This window comes from Chryseobacterium luquanense (assembly GCF_026460945.1).
GTDB lineage: Bacteria > Bacteroidota > Bacteroidia > Flavobacteriales > Weeksellaceae > Chryseobacterium > Chryseobacterium luquanense.
This window is the reverse complement of the sequence record NZ_JAOVZV010000007.1, coordinates 101,592-122,782: the sequence shown is the minus strand read 5'-3', so window position 1 is coordinate 122,782 and position 21,191 is coordinate 101,592. Positions and strand designations below refer to the sequence as shown.

The following is a 21,191-nucleotide window of genomic DNA, read 5'->3' as shown; positions in this document are numbered from 1 at the left end:
TATTTTATTTTCAGAAAAATTAGTGTTCTGTCTTTGCAGTTTCTTCATGCTTTACAGCAGCTGTAGAATCAGTTTTTGGAGCTTCAGTTTCGTGAGCACCGTGAGCTGGCTGTGCATGAGCAGGAGCAGCTTCATGTGCACTTCCGTGAGATTCTGCACCACCTTGATGATCATCAGAATATCTTTCTGTACCTTCTTCCAACTTGATAACATTTTTATTTCCTCCAGCCTGAATTTTTTTACAGCTTACCGCTACAGTTGCAAGAGCTAAACAGATAACTAATTTTTTCATATGCAGATTTTTATTTTTAAGATCTTAAGGAATTGTGTTAAATGATTCAATCCCTGAATTTTTAATTGCCCAAAAGTAAGAAATATTGCATTTTTCGGCAACATTTTTAGACTGATTTTAATATTATTTTACCTTTTTTGGATTGTGTAAAAATAAGATAGTGTTCTCCCCCATCTTTTACCTGATATTTTTTCTTAATTTCTTCAGGTTTTAACGGATAATTTTTTGAAATCAGATTAAACTGCTCTTTCTTTTTAATTTGCTTTGAATCAATCACTTCCATTTCTAAAGTTCGCCCCGGAAAATAATCAATTTTAATTTCAGAAGTATATAAATGAGTGTTTGGATGCAGTTTTTTAATTTCAAATTTCTTTGAAATCAAATTGAAAATTCCTGCTTTAAGAATTGCATTATTTGGAATATAAATAAATCTTTCAGGCTCGGAATACTCTGCTTCGGCATTTTTCTCTTCATTAATTGCAAAACTAAATGCTTTTTCTTCACTTTCAAGATTAATACAATTGCAATTTATTTCTCCTGAATAATTTTTAGTAAGAGAAACAACAATCTCTTTCACATCGTTTCGAACGGCAATAATTTCTATTTTTGAAACATTTTTTAATACCGAAATCAGATATTTAAGATCTATTAATGGAGATAATTTTATAATCACTTCTTTAGAAATTGAAAGTAACTGCTCCTGAATTTCTAAAATATTTGGCGAAAGGTCTTCCAAAAGAAATACTTTATTTTTATTCTGATCTCTTCTAGCAGGATCGAGATAAATTACATCAAATTTATCTTTATTTTCACTTAAAAAATTTTCTAATTTTTGATTGATAAACTTTGCTTTTTTACCTAAAATATTCCAATTATGTTCTACAATTTCTAAAAGGTCGGTATTTTGTTCAACTAAAGTTATTTCATCAAAGTTTTTAGACAAATAAAAAGCATCAATCCCAAAACCACTTGTTAAATCTACAAATTTCTTTCCTTTTAATATTTCCGATTTATAAACAGCCGTTTTTTCTGATGAAGATTGTTCTAAACTCAATTGTGGGGGAAAAATAATTCCGTCTTGTAATAAAAAAGGGAATTTCTTTTGCGCAACCTGTTTTCCTTTAATTTGTTGAACAATTTCATGCATTGAAACTTCTGGAAACAGGGATTTTTTCAACAACAAAGAATGCAAATCTGCGTTTAGATTTGCATTGATGTATTTTTGAATTTCTGGATTTAAAATTTCTTTTTTCAAATCTATCTTTTGTAAAAAATGTAGTCTGTAAGTATTGGGTTTATTCCGGTTTGCTTCAACTGAGAATTAATTTGACCTCGATGATAGGTTGAATGATTAATTGCCTGAAAAAGCATTTCGAAAACAGTATTTTCAAATTTTGTTCCTTTTGAATTTTGGTATTGAATTTTCTGATCTAAATTAAATTGATTAACAATTTTAATACTTTTCTGGAAATTCTGTTGATTAATTTTATTCAAATCTTCGAAAACATTTATTTGCCAACCGTCAAAAGTTTTCTCGTTTAAAATTCTTGAATTCCAAATTTGCTGAGCATTTAAAGTATGATTAATTAAACTGATTGTTTTTTCTTCAATTCTCGGGAGATTCTCAGTAATAACTTTTATCATTTCATTGTTAAAATGATAAGTATATTCAAATAAATCGGTCAGTTTTTCATTCATTACTCAAACATTTCAGCCCAACGAACCGCTTTTAATTCATTTTGATTATATAATTCCTCAATCGATTTTTTAATTTCTAATTTTGGATATAAATTCACGCCAATCAGTTTGATTTTACCTTCTTCAACCCATTTTTGCTCTTCAACTGCTTGATCGTAAATCTTTTTTTGAATAGTTCCTTTCTTTAAGAGTTCGAGATAGCCACCATTTTCTTCAATTCCAACAAATAAATTCCAAGATTTATCCGTAATCTGATTGGTAATATCTTCGATATAATAACTTCCGTTTGAGGCATCTTCAAAAACATTGATGATACTTTCATAAGCTAAAACAATCTGTTGTTTAAAGGAAATTTCTTCCGAATTATCTGTGCTTTTCTCAACTAAATAATTTGTGCTGTACACTGCATCTGCTCCGCCAATCATTGCCGAAGCCAATTCTAAAGTCGAGCGAATAAGATTATTTTCATTATCTGAAATTGCTTTATTCCTAAGTGAAGTTTCAGCAAATATGTATGGAATTTCGTCTAAATTATATTCTTTTGACAATTGATTAAAAACCAATTTAAAAGCACGAATTTTAGCCATTTCAAAGAAATAATTACCTCCAACAGCGATTCTGAAAATCAATTTACTGATGATTTCAGCTCCATAAACTTCAATAAGCTCTTTAGTTTTTGCTAAAGCAATTCCCAATTGTTGATAAATTGCAGCTCCTGCGTTTTGATGAAGCGAAATATCTATACAAATATTTCTTTTAAAATCTTTTGCTAAAAGCTCTTTTACCAACTGATCATTAATCTCAGCATTTTTCTCATCAAAAACATCAATCAACGAAAAATATTGATCTTCATCTTGCGGGCTAATGTGTTCTGCCAAATCTTTATTATTAACAAAAACAGTTTTTCCTATAAGATTTTCAACATTTTCATTTAATAAAAATGCAAAAACGTCATCTTCAAGACTTTCGTGGTACGTTGCAACCAAATGCGTACTTTCTTCCACTTTTGGAAGATTTAACATTGGTTTTTCAACATAATCATAAAAAGGTTTTACATCAATTCCTTCTAAATTTTCTTTCTTAAGAATCGTGTAAATATCTTCTGTTTTAAGCTGTTTTTTAACAAGATTTTCCCAGTTTGAGAAGGTTTCGGTATTTGACATAATTGATGAGTAATAGGTAATGGATAATAAGTGATTTTGATTCGCAGATTAATTAAAAAAAATTGACTGCAAAGCTAATTGACTATTCATAATTCACTTAAAAATTTATTTCTTCGCAATATTTGCGCTGTCTACAACGAGGATAAAAATTTCTTCATTCGGTTTTTTCATGAAGTAATTTTCTCTTGCGTATTTTTCTTTTTCAGATTTATTATTCATCAGTTTTTTGTAGAACTTATCATTCTTTTCGTATTCTGATTTATAATAATCCAGCTGCTCTTCGTATTTATTAATTTCGCCATTCAACTCGTTGATTACCAAGAATGAAGTTTTATCAAAGAAAATCATCCAAACCAAAAAAAGACAAATCGCAATCACATATTTATTCAAAACATATTCTTGAATAAATTTAAAGATTTCCGATTTAGGTTTAATGTCTTTAATAAGTTCTTTTTCAGCCATTTTTTAGTGTTTTCTTAATGAATTTTTAATAACGGTGGTTAAAAAATCAATCGCAACAGAATTTTGTCTCATGTTTGGAATAATCAAATCGGCTTCATTTTTCGAAGGTTCGATAAATTCCTGATGCATTGGCTTCAACGTTGTCTGATAACGGTGTAAAACCTCGTTCAAATCTCTTCCCCTTTCCTGAGTATCTCTTCTTATCCTTCTAATCAGTCTTTCATCTGAATCAGCATGAACGAATACTTTCAAATCAAATTCTTTCAGTAATTCTTTATTCGTCAAAACCAGAATTCCTTCTACTACGAGAACATTTTTTGGTTCTACCGTAACGTGATCTCCTGTTCTTCCGTGTGTTACAAAGCTGTAAATAGGCTGTTCAATCGATTCGTTATTTTTTAAAGCTTTTACATGTTGTAGCAATAAATCAAAATCGATGGATTTTGGATGATCATAATTTAAAGCTTCTCTTTCTGTAAGCGTAAGATTATGATTATCATTATAATAATTATCTTGAGAAAGAATATTCATTCCTTCAATGTCAAGCTGTTGAATAATCTTATCAACAACAGTAGTTTTGCCAGAACCAGTACCTCCGGCAATTCCTATTACAAGCATTCTGTTTATTTCTTTAGAGTTTTTACAAAGATAGTATTTTAGATGAAATGAGATGTGAGAAATTAGAATTTAGACCTTAGTTTAGATTCAAAAAAAACTCCAGCTATTGCCGGAGTTTGTATTATACTATTTCGCTTGTTAAGCTTCGTGAAATTAATTTTTCGTGCATCGGTTTCAAAAGATCCATAGAGCCGGTTTTCACTGTGCATTTTCCTTTGTAATGAACCAACATTGTGCATTGTTCTGCCTGAATCGGATCATGCTTACAAATCTGAATTAAGGCTTCGATTACATCATCAAAAGTATGAATGTCGTCATTATGCAAAATTAATTTGTAAACTTCGTCTATTTCATCCAAAACAAGAACGTCTTCTTCATACTTACGTTTCGGATCTTCGTAATCTTTTATGCTATTATAAAAAATCATGTTTAAAAAATTTTTAATCTTCTCCTAATTTGTCTAGAATATCATCTACAATATTATTGGTCTCATTATAAACCAATTCCACCATTTCAACGCTTTTATTATTCATTTTTAAAATTTTAAAATGATAATTTTCAAGATCGAATTCCTGATTTTCTTCAGGAATATCTTCCAAAGCATGTAAAATAAATCCGGCCAAAGTATTGTACTCACTTTCCTCAGAAACAGTCAGTTTTTTAGGCAAAGATTCGTTGATTTCATCTAAAGGTTGTGTGGCTTTTACCCAATAGGTATTTTCTCCTACTTTATCAACCAGTTTTTCTTCATCGTCTTCTTCATCCTGAATTTCACCTACCAATTCCTCCAAAATATCTTCTAAAGTAATAATTCCTTCAGTTCCACCAAATTCGTCAATTACGATGGCTAAATGTTGCTTTTTCTGTTGGAAAATTTTTAATAAATCTGAAATTTTCTTACTTCCAACCACAAAAAATGAATCACGCATCAATTCTCTAAGATCATCGTGACTTAATTCTCCCTTCCTTTTAACAAATTCTCTGATGATTTCTTTGGTGTAAAAAACACCAATCACATTATCAATTGAGTTTTCATAAACAGGAATTCTGGAATATCCGCTTTCCATGATTTTATTGATAATTTCATTTAAATCATCAGCAAAATCGATAGAGGTAATATTCTGTCTCGGAACCATAATTTGTTTCGCCGAATGATCGGTAAAATCAAATGCATTTTTTATGATTTCGTAATTTTCTTCTTCAATTTCTCCACTGTCTGCAGATTGTTTAACCAAAAGCTGAAGTTCCTCTGTAGAGTGAATTTCCTGTTCGGAAGCCGGATGAATTTTTATTAATCTTAAAAATCCATTTGACATTAAATTCATCAACCAGATAAATGGCTTGAAAACGGTATAAAAAACTCTCAAAGGAACGGCTGTAGCCATTGTAGTAGCTTCTGCCTTTCTGATCGCAATAGATTTTGGAATCAACTCGCCGAAAACGATATGCATCACAGTGATTATCAAGAAACTACAAACCAAAGATATTGTTGTAACTGTTGATTCACTAAAATTAATATTTAAAGAATGGAATAAATTATCAATAACATGGTGCATTGCACTTTCACCTACCCAACCTAATGCAAGAGACGCTAAAGTGATACCAAGCTGGGTTGCAGAAAGATATTCATCAAGATGCTTGATAATATGCTCTGCCTGTTTTGCCATAGAATCACCTTCGGCAGCTTTGATTTGAATTTGTGAATAACGAACTTTAACAATTGAAAATTCTGCGGCTACGAAAAAGCCATTTAACAATACAAGAAACAAGGCTAGCAAAAGCCTGACTATGTCCGAATCCATTTAGAAATTATAATTATTTATGCAAAGATATATAAAATAAAAATAACAAAAAAAGCACCGAGTATATCGATGCTTTCATATTTTTTGAATATTTTATTACGAGTTTTTCAAAGCTTCTGCTCCTGAAACGATCTCTAAGATTTCGTTTGTAATGGCAGCTTGTCTTGCTTTATTGTAGAAAATAACCAAGTCATTTTTCAGATCCTGAGCATTGTCGGTTGCTTTGTGCATTGCCGTCATTCTCGCACCGTGTTCTGCAGCCACAGAGTCTAAAACTGCTTTGAAAACCTGAGTTTTAATAGATTTCGGAATTAAATTATCTAAAATTTCGTTTCTATTTGGTTCAAAGATATAGTCAGTTTCTGTTTGACCTTCTTCTTTTTCAGTTTCAACCATTGAAATTGGAAGAAGTTGTTCTGTAATGACTTCCTGAGTTGCAGCATTGATAAATTTATTATAAATCAAATAAACTTCATCAAATTTACCTTCAATAAAACTAGACATTACGCCTTCTGTAATGTTGGCAACTTTATCAAAATTAAGATTATCAAAAATTGCGCTTTCATTTGAAAACACTGCGCGGTTTTTTCTTACAGCATCATAAACTTTTTTACCAATGGTAAGAACTTCAACTTCGTACTGAGCATTATTCTGAAACTGGTGATTCAGTTCTTTTACAACAGATGAGTTGAAAGCACCTGCCAAACCTCTGTTTGAAGTCACAGCAATAAATAGTACTTTTTTTACTTCTCTTTTCTGAGCGTAAACAGAAACCTGATCAGGATCTGAACTAGAATTTACATTCTGAATGATCTCCTGAAGTTTTTCAGAATAAGGTCTCAACATGACGATGGCATCTTGTGCTTTTTTAAGTTTCGCAGCGGAAACCATTTTCATAGCACGTGTAATTTGCATCGTAGATGAAATTGAACTGATTCTTCCTCGTATTTCTTTTAAGTTTGCCATATCGGGTTAGTTGTTGGTTGTCGGTTGTTGGTTGCTAGTTTTAGAAAATTCTGTCAACTATCAACCAAAAACCATCAACTAATTTTTAGTTATATTTTGCAGCTAAATCATTAGCAGCCTGCTTAAGAACACCAGTAATATCGTTATCGATTTTTCCAGCTTTAAGAGCAGCCATAGTTTCAGGATGCTTTGATCTAAGGAAAGCAATGTATTCAATTTGGAATTCTTTTACTTTCTTGATAGGAACGTTTCTCATTAAGTTCTCAGTACCTGCATAAATCATAGCAACTTGGCTATCTACAGGAAGTGGAGAATTTACTGGCTGCTTTAACAACTCAACGTTTCTTTCTCCTTTAGAGATAACTGCTAAAGTAGAAGCATCAAGATCAGAACCGAATTTAGCAAACGCTTCTAATTCTTTATACTGAGCCTGGTCTAATTTAAGAGTACCAGAAACTTTTTTCATTGATTTGATCTGAGCATTACCTCCTACTCTTGATACAGAGATACCAACATTGATCGCAGGACGAACCCCTGAGTTGAATAGATCAGATTCCAAGAAAATCTGTCCATCTGTAATAGAAATTACGTTAGTCGGGATATACGCAGAAACGTCACCAGCCTGAGTTTCGATAATAGGAAGTGCAGTAAGTGAACCACCACCTTTTACAAGAGGTCTTAAAGACTCCGGTAAATCATTCATTTGGCTAGCAATTTTATCATCAGCAATTACTTTTGCAGCTCTTTCCAATAATCTTGAGTGAAGATAGAAAACGTCTCCAGGATAAGCCTCACGACCCGGTGGTCTTCTCAATAGTAGAGAAAGCTCACGGTAAGCAACAGCTTGTTTAGATAAATCATCATAGATAATCAATGCTGGTCTACCAGTGTCTCTGAAGAATTCTCCGATAGAAGCTCCTGCCATAGCAGAATATACCTGCATTGGAACCGGATCTGAAGCGTTAGCTGCAACAATTACTGTATAAGCTAAAGCACCTTTATCAGATAAAGTTTTTACAATCTGAGCTACTGTAGAAGCTTTCTGCCCGATTGCAACATATATACAATATACTGGCTGACCAGCATCAAAAAATTCTTTTTGGTTGATAATCGTATCAATAGCAACAGTAGTTTTACCTGTCTGTCTGTCACCAATGATCAACTCTCTCTGACCTCTTCCTACAGGAATCATAGAGTCAATTGCCACAATACCAGTTTGTAAAGGCTCAGTTACCGGCTGTCTGTAGATAACACCCGGAGCTTTTCTTTCCAATGGCATTTCATACAATTCTCCGCTGATAGGACCTTTACCATCAATTGGGTTACCTAAAGTATCAACTACTCTACCCAACATACCTTCTCCTACTTTGATAGAAGAGATTCTGTTTGTTCTTCTTACTGTATCTCCCTCTCTTACCAATTTGCTTTCACCCAAAAGAGCCACCCCTACGTTGTCTTCTTCTAAGTTTAGTACGATACCTTCTACATCGCTAGCAAATTTTACCAATTCACCGTATTGTACATTTTCTAACCCGTATACACGAGCAATACCATCACCTATGGTTAAAACTGTACCTACTTCCTCAACATTAGATTGAGTATCGAAGTTGGCCAACTGTTGTTTTAAGATCGCAGATACTTCTGCCGGATTTATTTCTGCCATTATATGGTTTTTTTTCTTAGTTTAACTGAAAGTCTTTTTTAATCTTATTCAATTTTGATTTTACAGATGCATCTACCTGCTGATCTCCAACTCTTAAAACATAACCTCCTAAAATATCAGGGTTTACATTTACTTTAAGGTCGAAAGTTGCAGTTTGATTAACAAGATTCGTAGATCTTAGAATCTGCTCAATATTTTCGTTAGAAAGCTGTGTTGCAGTAGTCAAAGTGATTCTTTGAACACCATTGATGTCTTCCACTTTGTTGATGAATTGCTGTGCAACATTTTTAAGCTGACTTTCTCTTCCGTTTTTGATGATTAATCTAATCAAATTCTGAGAAACAGGTGAAAAGCTTTTGAAGATTTCGTTTGCTACCTCAGTTTTTTTATTTGCATCGATGTAAGGTGTCAAGAAAAATTTGTTCAAATCTTTAGATTCAGACATCAGCTTCACCACATCTTTCATTTCAGAAAAAACCGCTTCAGTCTGTCCGGATTCATTTGTGAATTCCAGCAAACCCTGTGCGTATCTTTTAGCTACTTTAGATGTAAGCATTCTTAGTTAAGGTTTGATTTGTTTAAATAATTCTGAACCAACTCGTTTTGAGCTTCGTTATTTTCAAGCTTTTGCTTTAAGATAGATTCTGCGATATTTACAGACAAAGTACCAATTTGAGATTTGATGTCTGCCATTGCAGCATTTTTCTCAGCATTTATGGTTTGTTTTGCTGCTTCTATTAATTTATCTCCTTCAGACTTAGCAGCATCTTTAGCTTCAGCTACGATTCTGTCTTTAATTTCTCTGGCTTCTTTTAAGATAGCATCTCTTTCGATTTTAGCCTCACGCATAATTCTTTCGTTATCCGCTTTAAGATCTTCCATCTCTTTTTTAGCCAATTTAGCCTGATTAAGAGCATTCTGAATATTGTCTTCTCTTTCTTTCACCGCACTTAGAATAGGCTTCCAAGCAAATGCCTTAAGAAGAAGTACAAGCAATAAAAATACTACTGCTGTCCAGAATATGTTACCAATTGAAGGAGTTAATAATTCCATTTTATATCAATTATTTTTTTAATTTGTTTTAACTTTTTTAAAAGAATTCTACAAACCAACCGTTTGTAGAATTCTGTTTGTTACTATCCGTTTCCTAGTAATGCTACTACGATACCGAATAGACCAGCACCCTCAATAAGAGCCGCTGCGATAATCATTGCAGTTTGGATTTTCCCTGATTGCTCTGGTTGTCTTGCAATACCTTCCATTGCGCTACCACCAATTTTACCAATACCTAATCCTACACCTAGAACTGCTAAACCAGCTCCGATTGCTGCGATACTACCTGTCATAATATTATAATTTAAAAAGTTGTTTTATAATTTAATTTTAATTAATGATTATCGTGGTGAGGCTCTTCTACAGCCGACCCGATAAATAATGCTGTCAACATCGTAAAGATATAAGCTTGTAAAGCCGCCACCAATACTTCCAATACATAAATGAATAATGATAAACCTAATGATACCGGAGTAATCATATATGTCTGCATGATGAAGATCAAAGCAATTAAACTCATGATAATGATGTGTCCTGCTGTCATGTTAGCAAAAAGACGAATCATCAATGCAAAAGGTTTAGTAATAATTCCTAATAATTCTACCGGTACTAATATAATGTATACCAAGATTTTTCCAGCGAAAGGCATATTACTTCCCAATGGATCAAACATGTGCATCCAATATGTTTTTCTACCGCTTAAGTTTACAATTAATAGAGTAAATACTGCAAGAACCATTGTAAAGGCAATATTACCTGTTGTATTTGCAGCTCCCGGAAGTAATCCTAAGATATTAAGAACCCAGATAAACAAAAACAAAGTAACCAAATATGGTACATATTTTCTATATCTTACAGATCCGATGTTCTGTAAAGCAATCTCATCTCTTACGAAAACCACTATCGGCTCTATGAATTTTGCAATCCCTGAAGGAACAGCAGATTTTTTATAACTCGATGCAGATGCAAAACCAATGATTAATAAAATCACAGCAGCTAAAATCATCTGAGCAACTACTTTAGTAATAGAAAAATCTAAAGGAGCATTGTTTGTAGGATGCTCTTCGTGCATTTCTAAATCACCTGCAGCATTAGTCTCATAAATTTTATTATGGTGTACTTTATAGAACTTACCATCTACTTCAGCAACCTTCTCTTCTTCGTGTCCGAATTTTTCAGAACTGAAAACTTTCAAACCGTTATCCCAAAGAATTACAGGTAAAGAAATCCCTACAGAATTGTGACCTTCACCCCAAAGATGCCAATTGTGTGCATCCGCAATATGGTGCATAATAAATGGAACCGGATTGTACTTTTCATCCTTTGCAGCTTCCGCAGTACCTTCATGTGTTTCTGCAAAAGAGAAGCAGAAGACAAAAAGATAAAGGGCGATTAACAGTTTTTTAAAACTCATGACTAGACTTTTATTTCTAAAATTTTTGCAAAAATATAAATTTTTATTCGATTTTTAGTTATTCTTCAATTTTATATTACATGATATTAGTCTTGTTTTTTAACTAATTTTAAAACAAAAACTACTTCGATTAATAGGTAGATCCAATACAGAACGAAGTAAGGCACAATATTCAACCTAAATTCTTTCTGAAATACAGCAATATAACCCATTGCGAAAAATTTAAAAACGACAAACCCAAGGAAAATAAACCCTATGACATTCTTTTTTCCAAGGGCAAAAACAATTAAAATCGTTAATAAACTGATAAGCGTAACAAAAAATATTAGAAAATGGATTTTATAATTGAGCACCAACACATTTTTTTCTGCCAATTGCCATTGTACAATAAATAATACAGCAGACATCAGCAAAAAAATTCCTAATCCTTTTAAAACAACAATCAATTTTTCCATTGGCTGCAAAACTACCAAAATTTATCAATATCAGTTAACGACATTTTAAAATTTAAAAATGTACGCTTCTTTACAAAATGAATTTCTGCACATGAATAGAATCATTGCCTAACACTGCTTTAATTTAATGCATTAAATTTTATATATTTGAGAAAGACATAAAATAAGATTAAAGAACATTTGAAATAATCACTCAAAATCAAACCTCTCACAAAATGATGAAACTCCTCCACTTTCCCTTATTATTTTTAAGTTTACTATTCCTGGCTTGTAGTAATGAGACACAGAGTAAAACATTAACTTCAAAAAATAAATCTGCAGAAAAGAAAAATATTTCTTTTAATTCTGATACCAAAACTATTCACATTTTTGTAGCCTTATGTGATAATAAATACCAGGGAATTGTTCCGGTTCCTGAAAAAATTGGAAACGGACAAGACCCAGATAATAATCTATACTGGGGTTGCGCTTTTGGAGTACGTTCTTATTTCAAAAAAAGTAAAGAATGGAAATTGATAGAAAGTAGAAAATTAAAATCTGAAAAATTAGAAAGAATTATTTTCAAACACGTCACAAAAAATTTCTATTTGGTTGCCGATGCCTATGATGGCAAATTCATCAAAGAATCTACCATTGATTTTCTCAACAGCAGCTCCGGAAAATCTAAGGACACATTAAAGATAGGAAAAACTACAATCGGAATCGGCGGAAATTCAAAATTATTAGCTTATATAGGACACGATGGTTTAATGGACTTCCAGCTCAACGAAACTTTCGAAAACACAGATAAAGAAAAACGTGACGTCATCATTCTGGCGTGTTACAGCAAGAAATATTTTGCACCACATTTAGCAAAATCTAATGTAAATCCTTTGGTTTGGACAACGGGATTGATGAGCCCGGAAGCATACACTTTACATGATGCAATTTCAGGTTATGTATTGAATGAAAACAACGAACAAATCAGAACAAGAGCCGCAAAAGCATACTCAAAATATCAAAAATGCAGCGAAAAAGCCGCAAGAAATCTCTTGGTAACAAATTAATAATAAAATGAAAAATCTCAATGGAAAAATGATGTTCTACAAATCATTCTAAGACATTGCAAACCAAAAACATTCAATACCGCTTTTATAGCTGAATGAAATTCCCTATTTTTGCACACTATAATTTACAATTAATATGTTTAATAGTTTACAGGATAAATTAGACAAAGCCCTTCATAATATTTCCGGACGTGGAAAAATTACTGAAATCAACGTTGCGGAAACCGTAAAAGAGATTCGTAGAGCATTGGTAGATGCCGATGTTAACTATAAAGTTGCTAAAGATCTTACCAAAAGAGTTCAGGATAAAGCTTTAGGACAAAACGTTCTTACTTCGCTTACTCCGGGACAGTTGATGACGAAAATCGTTCACGACGAGTTGGTAGATTTAATGGGTGGTTCTCAGGAAGGAATTAATCTTTCAGGAAAACCTTCTGTTATTTTGATTGCCGGTCTTCAAGGTTCTGGTAAAACAACTTTTTCCGGAAAGCTTGCTAATTATTTAAAAACGAAAAGAACAAAAAAGCCTTTATTGGTGGCTTGTGACGTTTATCGTCCTGCTGCAATTGATCAGTTGAAAGTTCTTGGTGGACAAATCGGAGTTCCGGTTTTCACGGAGGAAGGTTCTGTAGATCCTGCAAGTATTGCTAAAAATGCGATTGCTTTTGCAAAATCAAACGGTCACGATATTGTAATCGTCGATACAGCAGGTCGTTTGGCGATTGATGAGCAGATGATGAACGAAATTAAAGTTGTTCATACAACCATTCAACCAAATGAAACACTTTTCGTAGTAGATTCAATGACAGGTCAGGATGCGGTAAATACGGCAAAAGCCTTCAATGATACTTTAAATTTTGACGGAGTTGTTTTAACGAAATTAGACGGTGATACTCGTGGTGGAGCTGCTCTTACAATTCGTTCAGTAGTTGAAAAGCCAATTAAATTCATTTCTACAGGTGAGAAAATGGAAGCTTTAGACCTTTTCTACCCGGAAAGGATGGCCGACAGAATTTTAGGAATGGGAGACGTTGTTTCCTTAGTAGAAAGAGCTCAGGAGCAATTTGACGAAGAAGAAGCAAAAAAACTTCACAAAAAAATCGCTAAAAACGAATTTGGTTTTGATGATTTCTTAAAGCAAATCAATCAGATCAAAAAAATGGGGAATATGAAAGACTTGATGGGAATGATCCCGGGAGTTGGAAAAGCCATTAAAGATGTTGAAATTAGTGATGATGCATTTAAACATATTGAAGCAATCATCCATTCTATGACTCCGGATGAAAGAAGAAGACCTTCTATTATCAATACTCAGAGAAAAAACAGAATTGCGAAAGGAGCAGGAAGAAAAATTGAAGATGTAAACGCATTAATGAAACAATTTGACCAAATGGGAAAAATGATGAAGATGATGCAGGGACCTCAAGGAAAACAGATGATGCAGATGATGAGCAAAATGCCAAATATGCCAGGAATGGGTGGAATGTTCGGAAAATAATTGAACAGATTTCTATAAATATAAACTCTCAGATTATTCTGAGAGTTTTTTTGTTTATAATTTAAATTATTAAGAATTCTTAAGTTGTTAAAATTAATTAAGAAAATCAATATTTTCTTTGAGAAAATTGAAACTTAAAGCCAATCTCAACTTAATAATTTTCAACTTCTTAAATCTCTTAATGGTTCAAAAACATTAAGCTTTCCTTTCTAAATTTAAAACCTGTATAGGCTGATAAACCAAAGGAATATGCTCTACCAAAACATCATTTCTATCCAACCCGAAAGCATCTTCATCTTTCTGCCCGAAACGTTTTAGGAAGAAATAAGAATTGAGGATAATTCCTTCTTTTAAAGCAAATTCGTTTTCAACGGAAAGAAATTTTTCCAGTAAAATAAATTTAAAGTCAATGGTGGGATTATACTTTGTAGTCCCGTTGTTTCTGAGGTGGAGATTGAGCTCTTTATTAGCAATTAAATCATCAATAATTTTCTCGAAATACAGTTCAGTTCTTGGCTGAATTCTAAAGCCGATATTCAGGACAATTTTTATAACTTTATCATCAACCAATTCAGAAACTTCATAATCTAAAGTATAAGGATGATTGGTGCGGTTGATATGGAAAAACCAATACACATCGGCTCTTTTAGGCTTTTTATCAAAAATAGAGTTGATAATCTTTTCTTCAATCTGATCTCTTCTATCTGCTTTCGTTAAATAAATAAGATGCGTTGTATATTTAGGAATTTCGGTATCGTGACTTAAATCTACAATCTGATTGGCAAACTTTCCTAGGTCTGTAAATTTGGTGTACCGGTTGTTGATTTTTCGACCAAAATAACTGACGTACATCACCATAAAAAAGATTCCACCGACAAAAACCGTGATATAACCGCCTTCCTGGAATTTAACCAAATTGGCTATAAAAAATGAAATTTCAATAATCGCAAAAACTAAGAGCAATGAAAAGACAAAAATTTTATTCCATTTCAATTTATAAATTAAGAAATAGGAAAGCAAAAATGTGGTCATCATCATCGCTAAAGTAATGGCTAAACCGTACGCAGCTTCCATTCTTGAAGACGTTTGAAAATACAAAACAACGAGAACGCAACCTATCCATAACAGATTATTTACACTCGGAATATAAATTTGTCCTTTCGTTTCGGTAGGTTGTTTTATCGCTACTCTTTGCCAGAAATTTAAGTTAATGGCTTCATTGATTAAAGTAAATGAGCCACTAATCAAAGCCTGAGAAGCCACAATTGCTGCCAAAGTAGAAACAATCACTCCCGGAATCAAAAACCATGAAGGCATCATTTCAAAAAACGGATTTCTACCTTCTAATAAAGGACTTCCCTGATGAAGAAGCCAAGATGCCTGTCCGAGATAATTCACAATCAGGCAAACTTTTACAAATCCCCAGGTAATTCTGATATTTTCTCTTCCGCAATGCCCCAAATCTGAGTACAAAGCTTCCGCTCCGGTCGTACACAAAAATACCGCTCCCAAAAGCCAAAAACCTTTAGGATACTGCGATAAAAGTTCGTAAGCGTAATACGGATTTAAAGCCTTGATCACCGATGGATAATGCACAATCTGACTTACTCCCAAAACCAGCAAAACCGTAAACCAAACCATCATAATTGGGCCAAAAGCCCGACCGACATTCTGAGTTCCGAAACGCTGCAAAAAGAAAATGAGAGAAATGACCGCAATCACAATCGGGACAACGGGAACGTGTTCTACTCCTTTGATAATTCCCAAACCTTCAATTGCCGAAGTCACCGAAACGGCGGGTGTGATAATTCCGTCAGCTAACAATGCAGCTGCACCAATCATCGTGGGAATCACCATTTTTTTACCATATCTTCTGACTAAAGAATAAAGGGAGAAAATTCCGCCTTCGCCTTGGTTATCGGCTTTCAAGGTGAGCCAGACATATTTTACAGATGTTTGTAGAACCAAAGTCCAGAAAATGCAGGAAACTCCGCCTAAAACCAATATTTCACTGATGTTTCTTTCCCCGATAATCGCTTTAAAAGTATACAACGGACTTGTACCGATATCGCCATAAATAATTCCCAAAGCTACCACCAACGAAGCGAGCGTAACTTTTTGTTTAATGTCTGTTTTCACAAATTTTACATTTAATTTTCAGGTACAAAATTGCTCTGAAATCTGTTGGTAAAATGTAAAGTTTTGGGTGGGTTGTATAAAGATTTTATAAAGATAAAGATTTCAAAAAACAATGAATTATAAGTTGTTCATTTAGCAAAAAAATGATAATTTTAACTTTAATTATTACATAAAATTAAAACACTTTATGGATCATGACATTTTTATATCTTATTCATGGAATAATAAAGATATTGCTGATAAAATTTATTCAGAATTAACTTTAATAGGTTTAAAAATTCTTAAAGATAATCATGAAGTAAAATACAAGGATAGTTTAAAAGATTTTATGTTTAAAATAAGAGATTCAAAATACTCAATTTTATTAATTTCTAAAGATTATCTTAAATCTGTAAATTGTATGTTTGAGGTTATGCAGTTACTAAAAGATGAAAAATCAATTTGGAACAAAATTTTACCAATCAATATCGATGCGAAATATTATGATATAATTGATAGAATTGAATATGTAAAATATTGGCAAGAAAAAGATAAAGTTATTTCGCAAAGCATAGCAGACATTGATATTACGAATGCTATTTCATCATTAGAAGAACTTAAAAACATTAAAATTATCACTCAAAATATTGATTCATTTCTTACAAAATTAAAGGATATACTTGTTATAACACCTTCAAAATTATTTTCTAACTCATATAAAGAATTATTAGATAAAGTAAAAATACAACCAGACGATGAGAAATTATTACAATTAATTCCTATTGAGATTGAAAAAAATCCAAATAAAAAATTAAGTAAAATTAATAAGTTTATTAAAACCTATAAATTCGAAAATTCTTTTTGCTACGGTATAAAAGCTACAGCGTATAAAGATTTAAAACAGAAAGAAAAAGCTGTGGAGAATTACAAAAAAGCCATTGAACTTAATAATCTAAATGTCTCTGCTTGGAATAACTTGGGACAGGTTTATGAAATACAATATTGTAATTATGATGAAGCTAAATATGCATATGAAAATGCAATTTTAGCTGATCCATTTGCTGAAATGCCATTATTAAATTTAGGTGTATTATATAAAAACCATTTTAAAAATATTGATAAGGCCATAGAAATTAATGAAAGTATTCTAAAATTTGATGCAAATAATTACAAAGCACACAGTAACCTAGCCAGCATCTATCGTTTAAAAGATAAATCAAAATTCATAAAGCATGTCCAAATATCTGTAAATCAAAATTACATACCTGCAATTTTAATGTATGCTAATTATCTTAAAGTTGATAAAGGGAATATTGAATTAGGAAATGAATATTATTTAAAAGTAAATGAATTAGACAAGGAAGGTTACTATAAAGAAATGATAGAAATATTGTTAAAAAGTAATAAGGGATAGTTTAATAAATTAAGATCTTATTTTGTTCCTATTTTTTTGATTATATATTATTGGAAAAATTTATAAATTATAGAGTCATTTATAATTCTATTTCACTTCCCAAACCGATACCCCACTCCACTTTCCGTCACAATATACTTCGGATGATTGGGATTGTCTTCAATTTTCTTACGCAAAGTTCCGACAAAAACGCGTAAATATTGAGTTTCGGTCTGAAAACCGACGCCCCAGATTTCTTTTAAAATAAATTGATGCGTTAAAACCCTGCCTTCATTTCGGGCAAAAAGAGAAAGTAAATTAAATTCTGTGGAAGTCAGTTTCAGTACTTCATTATTCTTTTTAGCGGTTCGGGAAATGATATCAATTTCCAGTTCTCCAATTTTGATGTTGGACTCGTCGTTTTCAGTGCTGTTTCTTCGGATGGCAGAACGAATTCTTGCCATGAGTTCAGCAGTGCGGAAAGGCTTCGTTAAATAGTCTGTAGCACCATTATCCAAAGCCGAAACAATATCTTCTTCGTTATCAATGACCGAAAGAATAATAATTGATTTATTGTACCATTCCCGAAGTTCTTTCAGTACGATATGACCACTTTTATCGGGGAGTCCGAGGTCGAGAATAATCAGCTCGGGTGGATGATTGGCTGCTGAAATTTGCGCTTCTTTTCCCGTAGTTGCGAGACGAACTTTATAATCATTGCTTTCCAAAGTAATCTGAAGCAGTTTTCTGATTTGTACTTCATCATCGACGACCAAAATTTCGTACTTATTCATTTTTCAGATGGTTTATATAAGAGGTTTCTGCAGGAATTTCAATCGTAAAAACTGTTCCGTTAGGAGTATTATTCCGAAGGAAAATTGTTCCATTTTGAGCTTCTGTAAAGCCTTTTACGATGGACAATCCTAATCCGCTTCCACCAGTTTTGCTTTCAGGAAGTCTTCGGAATTTATCGAAAATTAATTGATGTTCACTTTCCGGTATTCCGTTTCCGTTGTCTGAGATAATGATTTTGCAGTTTTCAGATTCGTGGGAAATTTTAATTGCTATAATTGAATTTGGTGGAGTGTATTGAACGGCATTATGCAAAAGATTGAGCAAAATCTGTTCGGTAAAACCTATATCCAATTTAAAAAGGGGAAGATTTTCATCAACGTTATAATTTAATTGATGACCATTACAATTTTCGATTTTCTGAATAACAGAATTTATCAGTTCATTCATATCGCACCAATCTGATTTTGGCTTTAAAATTCCGCTTTCAATGCGGCTCATGTTGAGAATATTTTCCACTTGTCGGTTGAGGCGGACGGTTGCAATGTCAATATCATTAAATAAATCCAATCGTTGTGTAGGATTTAGTTTTTCATTGGAGTCTTTTAATGTATCAACAGTTCCTAAAATTGTGGCAATTGGGGTTCTCAATTCGTGAGAAAGTGAGTTTAAAAGGGTGTTGTAAAGTTTTATGGTTTGTTCTTTTTCTTCTTTATCCCTGGCTTTTCGCTCGGCCTGTCTTATTTTAAAGGTTAAAACAGCATTTAATAAAGCAACAAAAAAGTAAGAGAGAAACATTAAAAGATCTTCAGTACTTCGAATTTCCAGAGTAAATTGAGGCTCAATAAAAAGAAAATTCCAGATCAGTGCACTTAAAAAAGCTGCTAAAAGCACCGGAAAAATATCAAAAAGCATTGCAATGACTGAAACTGTCAATAAAAGTATCAATGCTGAAACTCTGTAGTTGATTTCATTTCGTATCAAAAAACAAAGCACAGAAACGGTGAGTACAGAAAGCGCACTTAATATATATTGTCGGTATTTTTTTGTTTCGGAAGTTTTCAAGTTTCGCTGAAAAAGAAAATCAAAATTAGTTATTTAGATATAAAGATTTTATAAAACTTTTAAACAAAAAAATCCCGAGAAATAATCTCAGGATTGATATTCAAATTAAATCAAATATTATTTATCTGATTTTTGACTTTTAGACTTGATGAAATATGAGAAACCGATGTTTGCTCCAAAAGTTTTTACATTCGTTTTAACTTCTGTTCCGAAATAAGTCTCTTTGTTTGAGAACTGATCGTAAGAAACTCCCAGGTTAATACCCAATGACTGAGTTGCCATATAAGTAATTCCTCCTTTTACTTTCCAAGCTAAACCGTCAGTTGTCATTTCTTCAGATTCTGAAACTCCCATAAAATCTATAGACTCTTTGTTTTTTACAGACGCATAACCTATTCCAGCTCCCAAGAAAGGAACAAATTTAGAATCGTTTGTAAAATAATACGTTGCAGTAGGCATTACCGTTAAGCTAGAAACTGTTGCTTTTAAACCTTCATACTTCGTTGTAGCTGTTGTAAAACCAAGGTCAATTCCTACGGCTAATTTGTCGATAACAAAATATCCTACAGATGGAGTTACAGAAAATGTACTTACTTTAGGACCGTCTTCAGTTTGTCCATCTGCTTTGTAGGTTGTATTCACATTATTAAAACCCATTCCTGTGTTTCCGCTGATTACCCAGTCTCCTTTAGTCATTTGAGCATTTGAAAGCCCGAAAAGTGCAATTGCACCCACTAATAATGATTTTTTCATAGTTATTGATATTTGAGTCTGCAAAAATAAAAAAAATCCTGAGAAAAATTCTCAGGATTTAGATTTATTTATGTTTACTAATTATTTAGCGAAAACATATTTAACACCGATACCTACGTTAGCTAGGTTTAAACCGAAGCTATAGTTGTTTGTAGCATCACCTTCTTTTGGTTTGAAGTTGTTGTAACCGAATTCTCCGATTGTAGCTTCAATAGTCCAGTTTTTGTTTAAGAAATAATCTAAACCTGGCTTTACAGTTACTCCGATTGAAGTGTATTTAGCTTCAGTAGAAATAGAAGAACTAGATGTAACAGTTCCAGTTGTAGTTACAGAAGAAACCTCAGATTCAGCTTTTCCAAATGCCATTGGTACAGCTAACTGACCGAAGAAATACAATTTGTCAGACAAAGTCCAGTATTTTCTAGCGAAAGGAGCTACAACAAATGCAGGGTATTTTTCTTCAGCAGTGTTTACTGTTGTAGATAATGGAGTTGTTGTAGTAGAAATTGTAGTGTTTTTTACAGTTTGGAAACCTACCCCTAAACCTACTGCTAAGTTTGGTGCTACGAAAAATCCTGCTGTAGGAACAATGTTCAATTCTTCAGTTTTCAAGTTTCCGTTGTTAGTCTCTACTTGAGAATAACCTGCAGTACCTGATAAATAAACAGTTCCTTTAGCGATTTGTGCATTAGATAAACCGAAAAGTGCAACAGCACTAGCTACTAATAATTTTTTCATTTTATAATAATTTTATACTTTCTTGAGTGCAAATTTATAAGGGTAATTTTCAATATTAAAATTTCTTAATGTGATTAATATCACTCATGAATATTATGTTTTATCATTTAGAAATCGCACATAAGAGATATAAATGCTATTTTTTCAAAAATTAACATAAAAAAATTCTGATTTTTCAATCAGAGCCCATTATTATTGCTTA

General features: G+C 32.5%; 23 protein-coding genes. 3 read left to right on the top strand and 20 right to left on the bottom strand.

What is annotated here, in order from left to right:
- Window positions 1-19: 19 nt before the first annotated feature.
- The 15 genes from OEA66_RS08105 to OEA66_RS08035 form a co-directional block, all read right to left on the bottom strand.
- Entirely contained in the window at window positions 20-292 is a 273-nt protein-coding gene (locus tag OEA66_RS08105; RefSeq protein WP_267280890.1) for a hypothetical protein, read from the bottom strand.
- A 106-nt stretch (window positions 293-398) separates the two neighbouring features.
- Window positions 399-1,547 carry a THUMP-like domain-containing protein gene (locus OEA66_RS08100; protein ID WP_267280889.1) on the bottom strand — a complete coding sequence of 383 codons (1,149 nt, stop codon included), beginning with the start codon at window positions 1,545-1,547 and terminating at the stop codon, window positions 399-401.
- Between the two features lie 2 nt (window positions 1,548-1,549).
- Window positions 1,550-1,990, bottom strand: coding sequence for a DinB family protein (locus OEA66_RS08095; RefSeq protein WP_267280888.1), 441 nt, complete (start codon window positions 1,988-1,990; stop codon window positions 1,550-1,552).
- Window positions 1,990-3,153: a methylmalonyl-CoA mutase family protein gene (locus OEA66_RS08090; protein ID WP_267280887.1), complete on the bottom strand. Its 1,164-nt coding sequence runs from the start codon at window positions 3,151-3,153 to the stop codon at window positions 1,990-1,992. The genes OEA66_RS08095 and OEA66_RS08090 overlap by 1 nt, the downstream gene beginning before the upstream one ends.
- A 105-nt stretch (window positions 3,154-3,258) precedes the next feature.
- On the bottom strand, window positions 3,259-3,615 hold the full coding sequence (locus tag OEA66_RS08085; protein ID WP_267280886.1) for an FtsB family cell division protein: 357 nt from the start codon (window positions 3,613-3,615) through the stop codon (window positions 3,259-3,261).
- A gap of 3 nt (window positions 3,616-3,618) precedes the next feature.
- The gene (gene udk / locus OEA66_RS08080) at window positions 3,619-4,233 is read right to left on the bottom strand and encodes a uridine kinase (protein ID WP_034675856.1); all 615 of its coding nucleotides are present in this window, start codon (window positions 4,231-4,233) and stop codon (window positions 3,619-3,621) included.
- Window positions 4,234-4,354: 121 nt separating this feature from the next.
- Window positions 4,355-4,660, bottom strand: a complete 306-nt coding sequence (locus OEA66_RS08075) for an ATP-dependent Clp protease adaptor ClpS (RefSeq protein WP_267280885.1) — start codon at window positions 4,658-4,660, stop codon at window positions 4,355-4,357.
- 13 nt (window positions 4,661-4,673) lie between these two features.
- Window positions 4,674-6,035, bottom strand: coding sequence for a hemolysin family protein (locus tag OEA66_RS08070; protein WP_267280884.1), 1,362 nt, complete (start codon window positions 6,033-6,035; stop codon window positions 4,674-4,676).
- A gap of 96 nt (window positions 6,036-6,131) precedes the next feature.
- Window positions 6,132-7,001 (bottom strand): ATP synthase F1 subunit gamma, encoded by an 870-nt coding sequence (gene atpG, locus OEA66_RS08065; RefSeq protein ID WP_267280883.1) that lies wholly within the window; start codon window positions 6,999-7,001, stop codon window positions 6,132-6,134.
- A gap of 85 nt (window positions 7,002-7,086) precedes the next feature.
- Window positions 7,087-8,664, bottom strand: coding sequence for a F0F1 ATP synthase subunit alpha (gene atpA, locus OEA66_RS08060; protein ID WP_267280882.1), 1,578 nt, complete (start codon window positions 8,662-8,664; stop codon window positions 7,087-7,089).
- A gap of 16 nt (window positions 8,665-8,680) precedes the next feature.
- Window positions 8,681-9,220 (bottom strand): ATP synthase F1 subunit delta, encoded by a 540-nt coding sequence (gene atpH, locus OEA66_RS08055; protein WP_267280881.1) that lies wholly within the window; start codon window positions 9,218-9,220, stop codon window positions 8,681-8,683.
- A 2-nt stretch (window positions 9,221-9,222) separates the two neighbouring features.
- Complete coding sequence (locus OEA66_RS08050) at window positions 9,223-9,717, bottom strand: F0F1 ATP synthase subunit B (protein WP_267280880.1); 495 nt, start codon at window positions 9,715-9,717, stop codon at window positions 9,223-9,225.
- An 83-nt stretch (window positions 9,718-9,800) separates the two neighbouring features.
- Complete coding sequence (gene atpE, locus OEA66_RS08045) at window positions 9,801-10,010, bottom strand: ATP synthase F0 subunit C (protein ID WP_034675836.1); 210 nt, start codon at window positions 10,008-10,010, stop codon at window positions 9,801-9,803.
- 41 nt (window positions 10,011-10,051) lie between these two features.
- Window positions 10,052-11,131, bottom strand: coding sequence for a F0F1 ATP synthase subunit A (atpB, locus tag OEA66_RS08040; protein WP_267280879.1), 1,080 nt, complete (start codon window positions 11,129-11,131; stop codon window positions 10,052-10,054).
- Between the two features lie 86 nt (window positions 11,132-11,217).
- On the bottom strand, window positions 11,218-11,586 hold the full coding sequence (locus tag OEA66_RS08035; protein WP_267280878.1) for a hypothetical protein: 369 nt from the start codon (window positions 11,584-11,586) through the stop codon (window positions 11,218-11,220).
- 215 nt (window positions 11,587-11,801) lie between these two features.
- On the opposite strand from OEA66_RS08035, the gene OEA66_RS08030 reads away from it, so the two are divergent.
- Entirely contained in the window at window positions 11,802-12,632 is an 831-nt protein-coding gene (locus OEA66_RS08030) for a hypothetical protein (protein WP_267280877.1), read from the top strand.
- A gap of 136 nt (window positions 12,633-12,768) precedes the next feature.
- Window positions 12,769-14,130 carry a signal recognition particle protein gene (gene ffh, locus OEA66_RS08025; RefSeq protein ID WP_267280876.1) on the top strand — a complete coding sequence of 454 codons (1,362 nt, stop codon included), beginning with the start codon at window positions 12,769-12,771 and terminating at the stop codon, window positions 14,128-14,130.
- A gap of 195 nt (window positions 14,131-14,325) precedes the next feature.
- Here ffh and OEA66_RS08020 read toward each other — a convergent pair whose 3' ends face one another.
- Window positions 14,326-16,269, bottom strand: a complete 1,944-nt coding sequence (locus OEA66_RS08020) for a KUP/HAK/KT family potassium transporter (RefSeq protein WP_267280875.1) — start codon at window positions 16,267-16,269, stop codon at window positions 14,326-14,328.
- Between the two features lie 187 nt (window positions 16,270-16,456).
- On the opposite strand from OEA66_RS08020, the gene OEA66_RS08015 reads away from it, so the two are divergent.
- Window positions 16,457-17,662, top strand: coding sequence for a toll/interleukin-1 receptor domain-containing protein (locus OEA66_RS08015; RefSeq protein WP_267280874.1), 1,206 nt, complete (start codon window positions 16,457-16,459; stop codon window positions 17,660-17,662).
- A 92-nt stretch (window positions 17,663-17,754) separates the two neighbouring features.
- Here OEA66_RS08015 and OEA66_RS08010 read toward each other — a convergent pair whose 3' ends face one another.
- The 4 genes from OEA66_RS08010 to OEA66_RS07995 form a co-directional block, all read right to left on the bottom strand.
- A complete protein-coding gene (locus OEA66_RS08010; protein ID WP_267280873.1) occupies window positions 17,755-18,435 on the bottom strand; it encodes a response regulator in 681 nt (226 codons plus the stop codon).
- Complete coding sequence (locus OEA66_RS08005; protein ID WP_267280872.1) at window positions 18,428-19,498, bottom strand: sensor histidine kinase; 1,071 nt, start codon at window positions 19,496-19,498, stop codon at window positions 18,428-18,430. Before OEA66_RS08005 ends, OEA66_RS08010 begins: the two co-directional genes overlap by 8 nt.
- A 117-nt stretch (window positions 19,499-19,615) precedes the next feature.
- Entirely contained in the window at window positions 19,616-20,251 is a 636-nt protein-coding gene (locus OEA66_RS08000) for an OmpW family outer membrane protein (RefSeq protein ID WP_267280871.1), read from the bottom strand.
- Between the two features lie 81 nt (window positions 20,252-20,332).
- A complete protein-coding gene (locus OEA66_RS07995) occupies window positions 20,333-20,989 on the bottom strand; it encodes an outer membrane beta-barrel protein (protein ID WP_267280870.1) in 657 nt (218 codons plus the stop codon).
- Window positions 20,990-21,191: the final 202 nt, after the last annotated feature.

Bases quoted from the DNA above. Each gene is read 5' to 3' on its own strand.
- atpB (WP_267280879.1), bottom strand. From the start codon at position 11,131: ATGAGTTTTAAAAAACTGTTAATCGCCCTTTATCTTTTTGTCTTCTGC.
- OEA66_RS08085 (WP_267280886.1), bottom strand. From the start codon at position 3,615: ATGGCTGAAAAAGAACTTATTAAAGACATTAAACCTAAATCGGAAATC.
- atpE (WP_034675836.1), bottom strand. From the start codon at position 10,010: ATGACAGGTAGTATCGCAGCAATCGGAGCTGGTTTAGCAGTTCTAGGT.
- OEA66_RS08000 (WP_267280871.1), bottom strand. From the start codon at position 20,251: ATGAAAAAATCATTATTAGTGGGTGCAATTGCACTTTTCGGGCTTTCA.
- OEA66_RS08075 (WP_267280885.1), bottom strand. From the start codon at position 4,660: ATGATTTTTTATAATAGCATAAAAGATTACGAAGATCCGAAACGTAAG.
- atpA (WP_267280882.1), bottom strand. From the start codon at position 8,664: ATGGCAGAAATAAATCCGGCAGAAGTATCTGCGATCTTAAAACAACAG.
- OEA66_RS08050 (WP_267280880.1), bottom strand. From the start codon at position 9,717: ATGGAATTATTAACTCCTTCAATTGGTAACATATTCTGGACAGCAGTA.
- OEA66_RS08030 (WP_267280877.1), top strand. From the start codon at position 11,802: ATGATGAAACTCCTCCACTTTCCCTTATTATTTTTAAGTTTACTATTC.
- OEA66_RS08090 (WP_267280887.1), bottom strand. From the start codon at position 3,153: ATGTCAAATACCGAAACCTTCTCAAACTGGGAAAATCTTGTTAAAAAA.
- OEA66_RS08015 (WP_267280874.1), top strand. From the start codon at position 16,457: ATGGATCATGACATTTTTATATCTTATTCATGGAATAATAAAGATATT.
- OEA66_RS08105 (WP_267280890.1), bottom strand. From the start codon at position 292: ATGAAAAAATTAGTTATCTGTTTAGCTCTTGCAACTGTAGCGGTAAGC.
- OEA66_RS08095 (WP_267280888.1), bottom strand. From the start codon at position 1,990: ATGAATGAAAAACTGACCGATTTATTTGAATATACTTATCATTTTAAC.
- OEA66_RS08035 (WP_267280878.1), bottom strand. From the start codon at position 11,586: ATGGAAAAATTGATTGTTGTTTTAAAAGGATTAGGAATTTTTTTGCTG.
- udk (WP_034675856.1), bottom strand. From the start codon at position 4,233: ATGCTTGTAATAGGAATTGCCGGAGGTACTGGTTCTGGCAAAACTACT.
- OEA66_RS08010 (WP_267280873.1), bottom strand. From the start codon at position 18,435: ATGAATAAGTACGAAATTTTGGTCGTCGATGATGAAGTACAAATCAGA.
- ffh (WP_267280876.1), top strand. From the start codon at position 12,769: ATGTTTAATAGTTTACAGGATAAATTAGACAAAGCCCTTCATAATATT.
- atpH (WP_267280881.1), bottom strand. From the start codon at position 9,220: ATGCTTACATCTAAAGTAGCTAAAAGATACGCACAGGGTTTGCTGGAA.
- OEA66_RS08070 (WP_267280884.1), bottom strand. From the start codon at position 6,035: ATGGATTCGGACATAGTCAGGCTTTTGCTAGCCTTGTTTCTTGTATTG.
- OEA66_RS07995 (WP_267280870.1), bottom strand. From the start codon at position 20,989: ATGAAAAAATTATTAGTAGCTAGTGCTGTTGCACTTTTCGGTTTATCT.
- atpG (WP_267280883.1), bottom strand. From the start codon at position 7,001: ATGGCAAACTTAAAAGAAATACGAGGAAGAATCAGTTCAATTTCATCT.